Source organism: Rhodococcus sp. MSC1_016 (assembly GCF_023667485.2).
Classification (GTDB): Bacteria; Actinomycetota; Actinomycetes; order Mycobacteriales; family Mycobacteriaceae; genus Rhodococcus_F; species Rhodococcus_F oxybenzonivorans.
Genome location: NZ_JAMOZI020000001.1, coordinates 3,123,587 through 3,137,874, shown reverse-complemented (window position 1 = coordinate 3,137,874; position 14,288 = coordinate 3,123,587). Strand labels below are relative to the sequence as shown.

Annotated in this window: 13 protein-coding genes and 1 tRNA gene; 6 read left to right on the top strand and 8 right to left on the bottom strand. The window is 65.2% G+C overall.

Annotated elements, in window-relative coordinates; all coding sequences use genetic code 11:
- Positions 1 to 2: 2 nt before the first annotated feature.
- Complete coding sequence (locus tag L1080_RS14480) at positions 3 to 2,027, bottom strand: NADPH-dependent 2,4-dienoyl-CoA reductase (RefSeq protein WP_250771249.1); 2,025 nt, start codon at positions 2,025 to 2,027, stop codon at positions 3 to 5.
- An 11-nt stretch (positions 2,028 to 2,038) separates the two neighbouring features.
- Entirely contained in the window at positions 2,039 to 2,572 is a 534-nt protein-coding gene (locus tag L1080_RS14475; RefSeq protein ID WP_250771252.1) for a PadR family transcriptional regulator, read from the bottom strand.
- A 119-nt stretch (positions 2,573 to 2,691) separates the two neighbouring features.
- Between L1080_RS14475 and L1080_RS14470 the strand changes: the two genes are divergently transcribed.
- Positions 2,692 to 4,017, top strand: a complete 1,326-nt coding sequence (locus L1080_RS14470; RefSeq protein WP_250771255.1) for an MFS transporter — start codon at positions 2,692 to 2,694, stop codon at positions 4,015 to 4,017.
- Positions 4,018 to 4,048: 31 nt separating this feature from the next.
- Here L1080_RS14470 and L1080_RS14465 read toward each other — a convergent pair whose 3' ends face one another.
- Together L1080_RS14465 and L1080_RS14460 are read right to left on the bottom strand one after the other, a co-directional pair.
- Positions 4,049 to 4,900, bottom strand: a complete 852-nt coding sequence (locus L1080_RS14465; protein ID WP_250771259.1) for an alpha/beta fold hydrolase — start codon at positions 4,898 to 4,900, stop codon at positions 4,049 to 4,051.
- A gap of 23 nt (positions 4,901 to 4,923) precedes the next feature.
- A complete protein-coding gene (locus tag L1080_RS14460) occupies positions 4,924 to 5,664 on the bottom strand; it encodes a TetR family transcriptional regulator (RefSeq protein WP_250771262.1) in 741 nt (246 codons plus the stop codon).
- Between the two features lie 132 nt (positions 5,665 to 5,796).
- On the opposite strand from L1080_RS14460, the gene L1080_RS14455 reads away from it, so the two are divergent.
- The 3 genes from L1080_RS14455 to L1080_RS14445 are packed head-to-tail and all read left to right on the top strand — an operon-like array spanning position 5,797 to position 8,335.
- On the top strand, positions 5,797 to 6,906 hold the full coding sequence (locus L1080_RS14455) for a ferredoxin reductase (protein WP_250771265.1): 1,110 nt from the start codon (positions 5,797 to 5,799) through the stop codon (positions 6,904 to 6,906).
- A 31-nt stretch (positions 6,907 to 6,937) separates the two neighbouring features.
- Positions 6,938 to 8,110, top strand: coding sequence for a fatty acid desaturase family protein (locus tag L1080_RS14450; protein ID WP_250771268.1), 1,173 nt, complete (start codon positions 6,938 to 6,940; stop codon positions 8,108 to 8,110).
- A gap of 12 nt (positions 8,111 to 8,122) precedes the next feature.
- Positions 8,123 to 8,335: a hypothetical protein gene (locus tag L1080_RS14445; protein ID WP_109328805.1), complete on the top strand. Its 213-nt coding sequence runs from the start codon at positions 8,123 to 8,125 to the stop codon at positions 8,333 to 8,335.
- A 62-nt stretch (positions 8,336 to 8,397) separates the two neighbouring features.
- Here the strand turns inward: L1080_RS14445 and gdhA are convergent, their stop codons facing one another.
- Positions 8,398 to 9,741: an NADP-specific glutamate dehydrogenase gene (gene gdhA, locus L1080_RS14440; RefSeq protein ID WP_159921290.1), complete on the bottom strand. Its 1,344-nt coding sequence runs from the start codon at positions 9,739 to 9,741 to the stop codon at positions 8,398 to 8,400.
- Between the two features lie 95 nt (positions 9,742 to 9,836).
- Positions 9,837 to 10,328 (bottom strand): winged helix-turn-helix transcriptional regulator, encoded by a 492-nt coding sequence (locus tag L1080_RS14435; protein ID WP_159921292.1) that lies wholly within the window; start codon positions 10,326 to 10,328, stop codon positions 9,837 to 9,839.
- 95 nt (positions 10,329 to 10,423) lie between these two features.
- Between L1080_RS14435 and L1080_RS14430 the strand changes: the two genes are divergently transcribed.
- Positions 10,424 to 11,140 (top strand): SDR family oxidoreductase, encoded by a 717-nt coding sequence (locus L1080_RS14430; RefSeq protein ID WP_250771271.1) that lies wholly within the window; start codon positions 10,424 to 10,426, stop codon positions 11,138 to 11,140.
- 359 nt (positions 11,141 to 11,499) lie between these two features.
- On the opposite strand, the gene L1080_RS14425 is transcribed toward L1080_RS14430, so the two are convergent.
- Together L1080_RS14425 and L1080_RS14420 are read right to left on the bottom strand one after the other, a co-directional pair.
- A tRNA-Arg gene (locus L1080_RS14425) sits at positions 11,500 to 11,572 on the bottom strand.
- Positions 11,573 to 11,633: 61 nt separating this feature from the next.
- On the bottom strand, positions 11,634 to 12,008 hold the full coding sequence (locus tag L1080_RS14420; RefSeq protein ID WP_159921296.1) for a DUF4345 family protein: 375 nt from the start codon (positions 12,006 to 12,008) through the stop codon (positions 11,634 to 11,636).
- Positions 12,009 to 12,109: 101 nt separating this feature from the next.
- Between L1080_RS14420 and L1080_RS14415 the strand changes: the two genes are divergently transcribed.
- Positions 12,110 to 14,140 carry a cytochrome c oxidase assembly protein gene (locus L1080_RS14415; RefSeq protein WP_250771274.1) on the top strand — a complete coding sequence of 677 codons (2,031 nt, stop codon included), beginning with the start codon at positions 12,110 to 12,112 and terminating at the stop codon, positions 14,138 to 14,140.
- Positions 14,141 to 14,288: the final 148 nt, after the last annotated feature.

Below are 14,288 nucleotides of genomic sequence, written 5' to 3'. Positions count from 1 at the left end.
CGTCAGATGCGCGCCGCGAGCCGGGTGCCCTGTTCGATGGCGCGTTTGGCATCGAGTTCGGCTGCGACGTCGGCGCCGCCGATGACATGGGTGCTGACCCCGGCGACGGTCAGCTCGTCGACCAGGTCGCGCACGGACTCCTGACCTGCGCAGATCACCACGTTGTCGACGGCGAGGGTGCGGGGCTTCTCGCGTTTGTCGCCGAAGGTGATGTGGAGTCCCTCGTCGTCGATGCGCTCGTAGTTGACGCCGGACAACTCGTGCACGCCCTTGTTCTTGAGGGCGGCGCGGTGCACCCAGCCCGTCGTTTTCGCGAGCCCCGCCCCGATACGCCCGCTCTTACGCTGGAGGAGGTACACCTCACGAGGCGACGGCTCGGGTATGGGTGTGGTGAGGGCGCCGGCTGCGGCCTCGGGTTCGGTGACCCCCCACTCCTGCTTCCATTCCTTCAGGTCGAGAGTCGGTGAGTGTTCGTGGGTGAGAAACTCGCTGACGTCGACGCCGATGCCGCCGGCACCGATCACGGCAACCGACTTTCCGACGGACTTCCGACCGCGCACCACCTCTGGGTACGTGAGCACTGTGGGATGGTCGATGCCGGGAATCGACGGGAGGCGCGGGGTGACGCCGGTGGCGATCACCACCTCGTCGTAGTGGCCGACGAGTTCGACCGCTGCGACGCGGGTGTCGAGCCGGACATCCACACCGGCGAGTGCGAGTTGCCGGTTGTAGTAGCGAATGGTCTCCGCGAACTCCTCCTTGCCGGGGATCTTGCGGGCGATGCCGAACTGGCCCCCGATTTCGGAGTCCGCCTCGAACAGCGTCACCGTGTGGCCCCGCTGCGCTAGGCCGAGCGCCGCGGACAATCCCGCGGGGCCGGCGCCCACAACTGCGACGCGCTTCGCGGTCCGGGTGGGGGAGAGCGTCAGTTCCGTCTCCCGGCCCGCACGCGGATTCAGCAGGCAGGACACGTGCTTGCGGACGAAGGCGTGGTCGAGGCACGCCTGGTTGCACGCGATGCAGGTGTTGATCTCGTCCGAGTTTCCGGCTTCGGCCTTGCGGACCCAGTCGGGGTCGGCGAGCATCGGGCGGGCCATCGAGATCAGCTGAGCATCACCGCGGGTGAGTATTTCCTCCGCGACCTCGGGCATGTTGATCCGATTGGACGCGGCCACCGGAATGTTCACGTGCTTCTCGAGCTTGCCGGTGATGTCGGCGAACGCCGCGCGCGGCACCGACGTGACGATGGTGGGGACGCGGGATTCGTGCCAGCCGATGTCGGTGTTGATGATCGTGGCACCGGCAGCTTCCACGTCCTTGGCCAGAGCGACGATGTCGTCCCACGTCTGACCGCCTTCCACGAGATCGGCCATCGACAAGCGGAAGATGATGATGAAGTCGCGGCCCACGGCGGCCCGGGTGCGGCGAACTATCTCGACGGCGATCCGGCGGCGGTTCTCAGGCGTACCACCCCACTCGTCGGTCCGCTTGTTGGTGCGTTCGCACAGGAACTGATTGATGAAGTAGCCCTCACCCGCCATGATTTCGACGCCGTCGTAGTTCGCCCGCTGTGCCAGCCGCGCGCACCGCACGAAGTTGCGGATCTGCCAGCGGACGCCGCGGCCGGTGAGTCTCCGGGGGCGGAACGGGTTGATCGGGGCCTTGATGGAGGAGGCGGAGACGCTGAACGGCTGATAGCTGTAGCGGCCTGCGTGCAGAATCTGCAGGGCGATCATGCCGCCCTCGTCGTGTACGGCCTGGGTAATCGCACGGTGCCGCCGGGCTTCCACGCGGTTGGTGAGCTTGGCCCCGAAAGGCAGCAGCCAGCCGGTGCGGTTGGGGGCGTACCCACCGGTGACGATCAGGGCGACACCACCGCGGGCGCGCTCGGCGAAGTACGCCGCCAGTCGAGGTACGTCCTTGGCGCGGTCTTCGAGACCGGTGTGGATCGAACCCATGATCACCCGGTTCTTCAGAGTCGTGAAGCCGAGGTCCAGCGGGGCGAGGAGCTGGGGAAACTGTGTCATGCGGCGTGTCCTTACTGCGAGAGGGCGTCGAGTACTTCTTGGCACCAGCCGGCGAACCCCTCTTCGACGCGGATGCCGCCGCGCAGGACGAGGTACTGGTGAAGGGCGGTGCCGGAGAGTTGGTCCGGCACCGGGAAGTCACGTTTTTCGATCATGCGGTAGATCTCGAGCCGGGCAGCGTGGCCGTCGCGGTGCCGGGCGACTTCGGCGGCCAGTGCGGGAATGTCCCCTTGCTGGGCGGCGCGGATCTTGACCGCAAGCTCGTTACGAAGGTGATTCGGTTCGGTGGGCTCGGCGATCCAACGCTGCAACTCGGCGCGACCTGCCGCGCTGACCCGATACACCTTCTTGTCCGGCCTGCTGTCCTGCGCTACGACTTCGGCATCCACCCACCCGGCTTCGTCCATGCGCTTGAGCAGCCGGTAGATCTGCTGGTGAGTGGCGCTCTGGAAGAAGCCGATCGATTTGTCGAATCGGCGTGCCAATTCATAGCCCGACCCGGAATGTTCGGTGAGGGAGACGAGAAGCGCATGTTCGAGTGCCACCCAGAAAGTATGTATGCAACGAAGTGCCTATGCAACTAAGTGCACGCAATCCGCTCGGTGCGAGTGGGACGTTGCGTCGGAGAGTACGAACGACCCGTTCGCTCACATAGGCTCGCGACATGAGCACCGAAGTTCGTCCGCCCGCCGGGATCGGTGAGGCTGCGACGCGCAAACAGGTCGTCGCGTGGGGTCTGTGGGACTGGGGGTCAGCCGCCTTCAATGCGGTGATCCTCACGTTCGTCTTTTCCGTTTACCTCACCGACGCAGTGGGGGAGGACCTCGAAGGATCGATCTCTGCGAGCACCTGGCTCGGGTGGTCGCTGGGGATCGCCGGATTCCTTATCGCGGTGCTGGCGCCGGTCACCGGGCAGCGATTCGACGCCGCAGGACGGCGCAAGCGCGCGCTCGGTGTCCTCACCTTCGCGACCGTGGCCTGCATGGCCGGCATGTTCTTCGTCCGCGACTCGGTCGAGTACCTCTGGCTCGGTCTGGTGTTGCTTGCTGCCGGTTCGGTGATCTTCGAGCTCGCCGGTGTGCCGTACAACGCCATGTTGCGGCAGGTGTCGACGCCGTCGAATATAGGTCGGGTGTCCGGCTTCGGTTGGGCAATGGGCTATTTCGGCGGGATCGTGCTTCTTCTGTTGTGCTACTTCGGCTTCATCGCCGGTGACGGGGACACCCGCGGAGCGCTGGGGTTCACTACGGACGGTGGCCTGAACATCCGGATGGTGGCGCTGCTCGCGGCGATCTGGTTCGCCGTCTTCGCGATACCTGTGCTGCTGAAAGTTCCCGAACTGCCGCGGCCCCAGGTCGATCCGGGCGCCGACAAGGCCGGTTTCGTGGAGTCGTATCGGATTCTCTGGCGAGATTTGCGCAGCCTCTGGTCTGTCGACCGCCGCACCGTGTACTTCCTCGGCGCCAGTGCGCTCTTCCGCGACGGACTGGCCGGGGTGTTCACGTTCGGTGCTGTCCTCGCCGTCAATGTGTACGGCATCAGTGCCGGAGATGTGCTGCTGTTCGGTGTCGCGGCAAATATCGTCTCCGCCGTCGGCGCACTCACGGCAGGCCGCTTCGACGACCGGGTGGGTCCCAAGACGGTCATCGCGGCGTCGCTGGCCGCGATGACCGTCGTCGGCATCATCTTGACGTTTGTGTCCGGACCGGGAATGTTCTGGATCTTCGGTCTCCTGCTGTGCCTTTTCGTGGGACCCGCGCAGTCCTCGTCGCGCACGTTCCTCGCGAGGATCACGCCGCCCGGCCGCGAGGGGCAGATGTTCGGTCTGTACGCGACGACCGGACGCGCGGTCTCGTTCCTGTCGCCGACGCTGTTCGGACTCTTCGCGTGGTGGTTCGGCGCAGACCGGGCCGGGATCGTAGGTTTGCTGATCGTGCTGGCCCTCGGACTCGCGGCCCTGACCGTGGTGCGTGCCCCGGAGCGGAGCTGACGCCTCCCGCGTCAGCTCCCAGAGACGACAATCAGCGGGCGGCCATTCCGGCCCGCCGAAGTATCGCCTCGGCGAGGTCCTCGGGGCACTGCTCGGGGATCCAGTGCGTCGCGTCGTCGAGGACGACGAACTCGTATGGTGCGTCCACGAACTCGCCACACTTCTCGGCTCCGGCGCGGCCCAGCGCTGTGTCGCCGGTACTCCAGACGTAGGTGGTGGGGATCGTGACGGCGGGGGTCTGGTCAAAATCTCTTGTCATTGCCCGGTACCAGTTCAGGGCCCCGGTGAGCGCGCCCGGCTCGGTGAGGACTGCGACATGCCGGTCGACGAGTTCGGGCGGGACGACATCGCCGAACATCGCCCGCAGCGACTGCGCGTTCTCGCGCAGGAGCACATGTTCGGCCTTGCCCTCCATCCGCAGCAGGCGAATGTAGGACGACCGTTCTTTCTGGTCGGCGTCCTCGCGCAGCGCCCAGCCGAAGGCGCCCGGATGAGGCACCGAAACGGTCGTGAGTGAAGTGATTCGGCCGGGGTGTCGCGCCGCCACGACCCACGCAACGATGGCGCCCCAGTCATGGCCTACGAGATGCGCTTTCTCGAGGCCGAGTGCGTCCAGGAGAGCGATGACGTCCCCGACGAGGTGGTCGATGCGGTAGGCGTCGGTACCCTCTGGCCGCGCACCAGCCGAATATCCACGCTGATTCGGTGCATAGGTCCGCATCCCGGACTGTGCGAGGAGGGCGGCGACCGGCGTCCAGGACGCAGCGCTTTCCGGAAACCCGTGCAGGAGAACGGCTGCTTCACCGTCGGAAGGGCCATTGACGGTGACGTCGAAGGTCAGGTCGCCGATGGGGATGGACACGTGTTCGGAGGTTGGCAGCATGCCCCCACCGTACGGCGGCAGGGTCAACTCCTCCGAGGATTCCACGCCGTCATGCCGAGCATGATGAGCCGTAGCTGGCGTTCGGCGCGGGCGACCACCTCGGCTTCGGTACGCACGCCGGGACGGTCGGCTTCGAGGAGGTCGACGACGACGGCGAACATCGTGGAGACGATCAGGTCGGCCGCCATCTCGAGGTCGTCGGCGTCCCACGACTCGAGGCCGCCGATTCGCGTGAGATCCACGGTCAGCTCGCTGACGAACAGTCGCATCTCGGTGGCGATGGCGCGGCGGATCTCGGGAACACCGCCGTAGCGCTCCCGACTGAGGAAGCGGAACTGTGCCTCGTGAGTGCGGACCTGGCGGACGAGGATGTCGAGAGACGCGCCCGCGCTCTTGGTACTCGGGTTGCGGCGGGCATCGCGCAGCATCTGTCGCAGCATTCGCATGCTCTCCTCGACGAGAACGACGCCGAGTTCCTCGATGGACGCGAAGTGCCGATAGAACGCAGTGGGCACGATTCCTGCATGGCGGGCAATTTCCCGCAGGCTCACACCCGCGAAGCTCCGATCCGCCATGAGGTCGAGGGTGCCGTCCAAGAGGGCCTTCCGGGTGCGCTCTTTACGTGCTGCCCTGCTCTCGGGTTCCGCACCGGTCGACTGACTCACGGCACCGAGTCTATTCGTGGCGACGGGAGCGTCGATCACGAGGACGTCGGCTGCCGCACCGTCCGTAACCACGGGCTGACCGTATTGCTCGTCCGTCATGTCTTTCCGATCTGTGCGAGGTGACGGCACTCGCGTGTGTGCCTGCCGTCACATTTCGATTGACAACTACCTGTCTGCACCTGTCACACTATTGTCAGTGTACAACCGTGCACTCAAATGGAGGAGGCTGCCGTGTCAGTTGCTCACACCAGTCGTCCGGCGGAGGGACGCAGGTTCTCGCTGCTGTCGTTGTTCGAGGCGATGGCCACTCCGCATCAGCTCGACCGTTACCTCGAACTCGTCACGCCGATGGTCACCGTGCGTGATCTGCGAGCCGAGGTGCTCGCGGTCGATCGGTCGACCGCGGACACCGTCACGCTCACGCTGCGCCCGACCCGTCAGTGGCGCGGATTCCGCGCCGGACAGTTTGTGCAGGTAGGGGTAGTGATCGACGGAGTTCGCCACACTCGTTGCTACTCGCCGGCCAACGCTCAGTCGTCGCCGGACGGCACCATCGAGTTGACGATCAAGGCGCACCCCGACGGCCTCGTGTCGCAGTATCTTCACGAAAACGCCCGGCCCGGACTGATCCTCGACCTGTCGCAGGCAGCGGGGGAATTTGTCCTGCCGACCACCCGGCCGCGCCGAGTTCTGCTCGTGAGTGGTGGCAGCGGGATCACCCCGGTCCTCTCGATGCTTCGCACTCTCGTCGAGGAGAAGCACGCGGGAAGCGTGACTTTTCTGCACTACGCGTACACCGAAAACGACGTCGCCTATCTGGACGAGCTTCGCGAGCTTGCCGACGCCAACCCCAACGTCAACCTCGTGCTGGCGTACACCGATCAGGAGACCGGCGGACATCTGCACGGCTTCTTCGGGCAGAAGCATCTCGATGCGGTCGCGCCCTGGTACGCCGAGGCCGAGACCTTTCTCTGCGGTCCGCCCGGCCTGATGCGTGGTGTTCGGGAGGTGTACCGGGAACTCGGCATCGAGGACCGTCTCCACACCGAGGAGTTCGCTCCCGCCGCGACGCCGGTCGAGGGTGAGGCCGGTGGTGAGCTGTCCTTCACGGCCAGTGGAGTCACGGCCGACAACTCTGGTGGGACCCTGCTGGAACAGGCCGAGGCCGCCGGACTTCATCCCGAGTACGGCTGCCGGATGGGCATCTGCTTCTCCTGCACCGCGGTGAAGAAATCGGGATGCACCAAGAACGTACGTACCGGCGACACCGATACCGATCCGGACAAGGCCATTCAGTTGTGTGTCTCGGTCCCTGTCGGCGACGTCGCCCTCGACATCTGACTCACTCGACATCACACACTTGGAGACCGACATGTTTGGACTCTCACTTTCGTTCCTGCCGTTCGTCGACGGCTCGGACGACACACGTTCGACAGCCCCCGTTGTGCTCACGCACGACCAGGTCGAGGAAATCGGCCGGGAACTCGACGCACTTCGTGATCGCACCGTTGCCGATCTCGGCGCGGAGGACCGCGAGTACATCTACAAGATCATCAAGGCCCAGAGGGGCTTCGAGGTCGCCGGCCGCGGGCTGATGTACCTCGGATTCTTTCCGCCCGCCTGGATCGCGGGCGTCGGTGCCCTGGGGATCTCGAAGATCCTCGACAACATGGAAATCGGCCACAACGTCATGCACGGCCAGTACGACTGGATGCGTGAACCGGGACTGAACTCGCGGGTCTTCGAATGGGACACCGTGTGCCCGGCCGACCAGTGGAAGCACTCCCACAACTACATGCATCACACGTACACGAACATCCTGGGGCGCGACCGGGACATCGGTTACGGCATCTTGCGGATCGACGAGGCCCAGAAGTGGAATCCGTACTACCTCGGCAACCCCGTCTACGCCTTCCTGTTGATGATGCTGTTCGAGTGGGGCGTCATGTTGCACGACCTCGAGGCCGAGAACGTCATTCAGGGCAAGAGGAAGTGGCACGACGTCAAGCCGCTACTCAAAGGGTGGTGGAACAAGGCCGGGCGCCAGGTGCTCAAGGACTACGCGATCTTCCCTGCACTGACCGGACCGTTGTTCATTCCCACGCTGCTCGGCAACGTCACCGCCAACCTGATCCGCAACGTGTGGGCGTACTCGATCATCTTCTGCGGCCACTTCCCCAGCGGTGTCCAGAGTTTCACCGAGGACGAGACCGCGGAGGAGACTCGCGGCGAGTGGTACGTGCGGCAGATGCTCGGCAGCGCCAACATCGAGGGCAGTCCGCTGTTCCACATCATGTCGGGCAACCTCTCTCACCAGATCGAGCATCACCTGTTCCCGGACCTGCCGGCCCACCGCTACCCGGAGCTCGCCCCCCAGGTAAGGGCGCTGTGTGAGAAGCACGGACTTCCCTACAACACCGGTGGCTTCTTCAAGCAGATCGGCTCCGTGTGGGGGAAGATCTTCAAGCTGGCGCTCCCGCCCGGCCTCCTCTCGTCCGACACCCCTCCCGGTGTTATCGTCGAGCGGCAGAAGACTGCAGCCTGAGAGGCGAAACACATGGTGGGGAAGTTCGAACGGCGCAAGGACACCGTGCAGGAACTGACGGAATCCGCGGCCACGCACGTGGGACACATCGCGACCATCATCGCCGGCGCGGTTCGCGACGTCACCCGGGAGATCGGTGACTGGGTGTCGGACGGAATCGAGATGCGGGAGGCCGCGAAGAAGGCCCGCGAGGACGAAGGCTTGGACGACAAGCCGATCGACTGATGACGAGACAGGAGGGCACGGCCGATGCGGCCGTGCCCTCCTGTCGTCTCGGGACCGCTCGGTCAGATGACGCCGAGTGAGATCATTGCGTCGGCCACCTTGACGAAGCCGGCGATGTTCGCGCCGTGGACGTAATCGCCGGGCATCCCGTACTCGTCGGCGGTGGCGACGGTGCGGTCGTGGATGCCGCGCATGATCCCGGCCAGTCGCTCGTCGGTGTACTCGAAGCTCCACGAGTCGCGGGACGCGTTCTGCTGCATCTCGAGTGCCGACGTTGCGACACCGCCGGCGTTGGCGGCCTTGCCTGGTGCGAAGGCCACGCCGGCGTCGCGAAACACCTGTACTCCCTGAGGGGTAGTCGGCATGTTCGCGCCTTCGGCGACGGCCTCGACGCCATTGGCCACCAAAGTCTTGGCAGCTGCTTCGTCGAGTTCGTTCTGGGTGGCGCAGGGAAGTGCGACATCACATCGGACGTCCCAGATCGATCCGTTCGGAACGAATCTCGCGTGCGGCACGGTATCGGCGTATTCGCCGATGCGCCCGCGCCGCACTTCCTTGATCTCCTTCAGGAGGTCGACGTCGAGGCCCTTCTCGTCGACGACATATCCCGACGAATCCGAGCACGCAACCGCGACGCCGCCGAGCTGGTGGATCTTCTCGATGGCATGGATGGCGACGTTTCCGGAGCCGGAGATCACCACCGTCTTCCCGTCCAACGAGGTGCGTGCTGCGTGCAACATCTCGGCGACGAAGTAGGCCACTCCGTAACCGGTGGCCTCGCGCCGCACCTGTGAACCGCCCCAGGTGAGGCCTTTGCCGGTGAGGACACCCGACTCGTAGGAGTTGGTGAGGCGTTTGTACTGACCGAACAGATAGCCGATCTCGCGTCCACCGACACCGATGTCACCGGCAGGGACGTCGACGTACTCGCCGATGTGGCGGTGCAGTTCGGTCATGAAGGACTGGCAGAAACGCATGATCTCGGCGTCCGAACGGCCCTTGGGGTCGAAGTCGGAACCCCCTTTGCCACCGCCGATCGGGAGTCCGGTGAGTGCGTTCTTGAAGATTTGCTCGAAACCGAGGAACTTCACGATTCCGAGATTCACGCTCGGGTGGAAGCGGAGACCGCCCTTGTAGGGGCCGAGCACACTGTTGTACTGCACCCGAAATCCGCGATTGACGTGCACACTTCCGGCGTCGTCCACCCAGGGCACTCGGAAGATGATTTGTCGTTCGGGCTCGCACAGGCGCTCGATCAGCCCGGAATCCGCGTAGTGCGGGTGATGGTCGAGAACGATCTGAAGCGACTCGAACACTTCTGCCGCCGCCTGATGGAACTCCGGTTCGCCCGCATTGCGTAGGCGGACCTGTTCATAGATTTCGGCTACTCGGTCGCGCGTTGACACCCACATCCACCCATCTGCCGCTGTGAGGCTTTCTTTACCTTACATTTAGGCGAACTATAGACGTCGGTGAGAAAGTGCAGGTGCCGGCGCCGGGATCAGGTGGTTCGGCTGTGTGAACGAGCCCGCATCGCGACGGCGGCTTGGTCGACCTCGCCGCCGCAATGCCGGCAGCGATGTTCGAGTTCGAGCACATGTCCGCAGTCGTGCAGTAGCTCGGAGGCCGGCTCCTCCACCGCCCACTTGCTACCCCACTCGAACAGCGACAGCAGGAGCGGCCGAAGCTCCTCCCCGGCCCGGGTCAGGTGGTACTCGAACCTGGGAGGCCGCTCGGAATACTGCCGGCGTTCGATGACGCCTACCTCTTCCAGCTTGCGAAGGCGTGCGGTGAGGATGTCACGCGAGACGCCGATGTAGCCGGCGATTTTGTCGAAGCGATGCACTTCGTAGCTCAGCTCGCGAATGACGAGCATGGACCAACGGTCGCCGATGAGTTCCATGGTGGCGGCGATCGCGCAGGGGCGCGGCGCCAGCGGCATGCGGTCCATGGCCATCTTCGGCGTCGTTCGATCGGCTCGACCCTCGTTCATGTCTCCATCATAGAGGGTTGTGTTTTCCAACTCATGGCGAATACGCTGACCGGACACAGTCAGTTGGATATCCAGACTTACTCGAAGGGGTCTTCATGACCAAGATTCACGACCGATCTGTCCTCGTCACCGGGGCCAATCGCGGCCTCGGCCGCGCTTTCGTCACTGAGGCCCTCTCGCGCGGGGCGCGAACTGTCTACGCGGCGGCACGCGACGTGTCGACGATCGTCGACCACCCCCAGGTGGTACCGGTGACCCTGGATGTGACCGATCCCGAATCCGTCTACGCTGCAGCGCAATACGTGGGCGACATTGGTGTGCTGATCAACAATGCCGGAATTTATCTCGGCGAGTCACTACTCACCGGTGACCTCGGCAAGATGCGCCGCGAACTCGAAACCAACCTCTTCGGCCCCCTGAATGTGACCAGGGCGCTCGCCCCCATCATCGCCGCCAACGGTGGTGGTGCGGTGCTCAACGTCCACTCGGTGCTGTCGTGGCTGGCGGTGGGTGGGTCGTACAGCGTCTCCAAGGCGGCGATGTGGAGTGCCACCAACGCGATGCGCCTGGAGCTCGCGGAACGGAACATTCAGGTGGTCGGGCTGCATCTGGCGTACATGGACACCGACATGACCGCGGGCCTCGACGTCCCCAAGATCTCGGCACCCGAGGTTGCCCGGTTGGCGTTCGACGGCGTGGAGTCGGGCGCCACGGAGGTGCTGGCCGACGATGTCAGCCGTACTGTGAAGGCGGCACTCGCCGGGGAACTCGAGGGCCTGTATCCGCAGCTCGCGGCCCAGGTCGTTGGGTAGGACGCGAAATAAGGAAACCCGCCACTCGCGGAGGCAGGTGACGGGTTCCCGAGCATCCGTCCTGTCGGGTGGGACGGTGCGACAACAGACTAGACGGTCTGTTTGCTACGCGCGAGTATCAGGGGCTGGGTTCGGAAGCGGGATGAAATACCTACCGGGCGCCTGCGGCCCTTTCGGGGGAACAGAGACATCGACTCGCGCCTGTTCCTACGGCGTCGCGCGCCTGCTGCGCAGCGCGATGCGGACGGAAACGCCGCGGATCGTGGGTTCGATCGTGCTCGGTGCACAGGCCACATCCGGTTCCCGCGACGGCGGGAAACCGGATGTGTGCCTATGCGGTGGCGCACTTGTGCCTAATGTGCCCCCGGCAGGATTCGAACCTGCGACCAAGAGATTAGAAGGCTCTTGCTCTATCCCCTGAGCTACGGAGGCGCGGTCGAAATATTACCTGTTGCCCGGACGCCGCTCGAGGACGGCTGCACAGCTCGTGTCGTCAGCTGATGGCAGCAGCCCATACCAGCATCCCGGCCAGAACGAGCTCCACGACAAAGTAGAACCAGACGGGGTAGAAACGCTGGGGTCGATCGACGAGCCCGGCGACGATGCGCCCCGCGGCCATGCCGACGAGAGCCACGGCCACCACGACGGCGGCCACCGATCTGATGCCCTCGACGTCGAACGCGGCGAATCCGAGCAACGCAGCCACCGCGACGCCGAATCCGCCGTACACCGCACGAACCTCGGCGCGGGCGGTCGGCGAGTCGGCGGTCAACCCGAACGGCGCCACGAGACGGGCAGGCGTGACCAGGCCGTAGAGGCCCATCCCTGCGAAGAACAACGCCACCAGAATGATCAGAAGCGCGGCCATACTGTCTCCTCGACTCCGCGGAAGGGGCTTCCGCCGACGGTAGCGGAGCATCCGCCGACCCTCGGTCTCCGACACGGCGTCGTAGGTCCTACCCTGGAGGTATGGCTACACCCCAGCTCACGGCCTCCGACTCGACGTCCAACAGTCCGGCTCGGGCCGATTCCACGGCCCTGTTCGTCGTGGCGGGACTCATTGCCGGGCTGGTCGCTGCACTCGTCGTCGGCTTGTCTGCCGCTCAGGCCCTCGTGCTGCTCGGTATCCCGGATCCGGGACCGGTCACCACCTATGGGCTGCCTGCGTTGCGGGCGGTGTCGGAGATCGCGGCCGTCGTCACCATCGGATCACTCCTGCTCGCCGCCTTCTTCGTACCGCCGCAGAAGTCGGGGGTACTGGACGTGGACGGCTACCGTGCGGTCCGGACGGCGTCTTATGGCGCCATCGTGTGGGCGGCGTCCGCGCTGGTCCTCGTTCCACTGACGCTGTCGGACACCTCCGGGCAACCGTTCACGGAAGCGGTGAAGCCGAGCAACATGTTCGCCGCGATCGACCAGGTGGAACTGGCCGGGGCGTGGCGCTGGACGGCGATCATCGCGATCGTCCTCGCGATCGTGTCCCGGTTGGTGCTGCGATGGTGGTGGACGCCGATCCTGCTCGTCGCAGGCATCTTGGGGTTGATGCCGCTGGCACTGACGGGGCACTCGTCCTCCGGCGGCTCCCACGACCTGGCTACCAACAGCCTGATCCTGCACCTGGTTGCGGCATCGCTGTGGGCAGGCGGGCTGTTCGCCCTGCTCGCGCACGCCCGTCGGCGAGGCGCCCACACCGATGTCGCGGCGAGGCGTTTCTCCTCGGTGGCAACCGTGTGTTTCGCCGTGATGGCAGCCAGCGGCGTGATCAACGCCCTAGTGCGTGTGCCCATCGGCGACCTCGTCGACACCACCTACGGGCGCCTGGTGGTGGCCAAGACGGTCGCGCTCGTCCTCCTCGGCGGGTTCGGCTGGGCGCAACGCCGCCGGGCTCTGCCCGCACTGCAGAAAGACCCCTCGAACCGCGGCAACCTCATCAGGTTCGCGGGCGCGGAAGCCATTGTCTTCGCCGCGACGATCGGTCTCGCTGTCGGATTGGGTCGGACGCCCCCGCCTGCACCGACTAGAGCACCGACTCTCACCGAGGTCGAACTCGGTTACAACCTCTCCGGACCGCCGACGTTCGCCCGACTGATGTTGGACTGGCGGTTCGATCTGCTCTACGGCACCGCTGCACTGGTGCTCGCCCTCGTCTATGTACTCGGTTTGCGCAAGCTCCACCGCCGCGGTGACAGCTGGCCGCTCGGCCGGACGCTCGCCTGGATGTGCGGATGCGCTGTGCTTCTCCTGGCCACGTCGTCCGGGGTGGGGCGCTACGCACCCGCGGTGTTCAGCGTGCACATGGGTGCGCACATGGCGCTGTCCATGCTGGCCCCGGTTCTCCTCGTTCTCGGGGCTCCGATCACTCTCGCGCTGCGAGCACTCGATCCGGCGGGCAAGGACGGTGTGCCGGGGCTACGGGAATGGATCCTGGCCGCGCTGCACAGCCGGTTCTCGCAATTCATCACTCACCCCCTCGTCGCGGCGGCTCTGTTCGTCGGCGGCTTCTATGCGCTGTACCTCGGCGGAATCTTCGGCGCCACCGTCGACTCACACTCCGCCCACCTCTTGATGAACCTGCACTTCCTGCTCAGCGGGTACCTCTTCTACTGGGTGGCGATCGGTGTCGACCCCTCCCCGCGCCAGCTGCAGCCCGTGACGAAACTCGCGATGGTGTTCGGGTCGCTGCCGTTTCACGCCTTCTTCGGGGTCGCGCTGATGAGCATGGGCGCCGTCATGGGCGAGTGGTACTACCGTTCGCTGGGCCTCGGCTGGAACTCGGACCTGGTGGGGGACCAGAAACTGGGCGGCAGCATTGCTTGGGCCACGGGCGAAATTCCTCTGGTGCTCGTCATGATGGCGCTCCTCATCCAGTGGTCGCGCAGCGACGACCGCACCGCGCGACGCGTGGACCGGGCGGCCGACCGGGACGACGACGCGGACCTCGCCGCCCACAACGCCATGTTCGCTGAGCTCGCGAAACGCGACCGCGAGGCTGGACTCTGACCGCTAGCACGCATCCCCGACACGACGGGCTGGTCATTCCCGGTTTTCGGTCGGTTATTCACACCCGGCCCGTTTCTCCACAGATTGTCGCGGGCGACGATTGCGCGGTTCCAGAGAGGCAGGCTGTGTCCAACGGCAATTGCAGAAC

Excerpts from the sequence above, each read along its gene's own strand:
- L1080_RS14480 (WP_250771249.1), bottom strand. The coding sequence starts at position 2,027 with ATGACACAGTTTCCCCAGCTCCTCGCCCCGCTGGACCTCGGCTTCACG.
- L1080_RS14415 (WP_250771274.1), top strand. The coding sequence starts at position 12,110 with ATGGCTACACCCCAGCTCACGGCCTCCGACTCGACGTCCAACAGTCCG.
- L1080_RS14420 (WP_159921296.1), bottom strand. The coding sequence starts at position 12,008 with ATGGCCGCGCTTCTGATCATTCTGGTGGCGTTGTTCTTCGCAGGGATG.
- L1080_RS14445 (WP_109328805.1), top strand. The coding sequence starts at position 8,123 with ATGGTGGGGAAGTTCGAACGGCGCAAGGACACCGTGCAGGAACTGACG.
- L1080_RS14460 (WP_250771262.1), bottom strand. The coding sequence starts at position 5,664 with ATGACGGACGAGCAATACGGTCAGCCCGTGGTTACGGACGGTGCGGCA.
- L1080_RS14470 (WP_250771255.1), top strand. The coding sequence starts at position 2,692 with ATGAGCACCGAAGTTCGTCCGCCCGCCGGGATCGGTGAGGCTGCGACG.
- L1080_RS14430 (WP_250771271.1), top strand. The coding sequence starts at position 10,424 with ATGACCAAGATTCACGACCGATCTGTCCTCGTCACCGGGGCCAATCGC.
- L1080_RS14465 (WP_250771259.1), bottom strand. The coding sequence starts at position 4,900 with ATGCTGCCAACCTCCGAACACGTGTCCATCCCCATCGGCGACCTGACC.
- L1080_RS14450 (WP_250771268.1), top strand. The coding sequence starts at position 6,938 with ATGTTTGGACTCTCACTTTCGTTCCTGCCGTTCGTCGACGGCTCGGAC.
- L1080_RS14435 (WP_159921292.1), bottom strand. The coding sequence starts at position 10,328 with ATGAACGAGGGTCGAGCCGATCGAACGACGCCGAAGATGGCCATGGAC.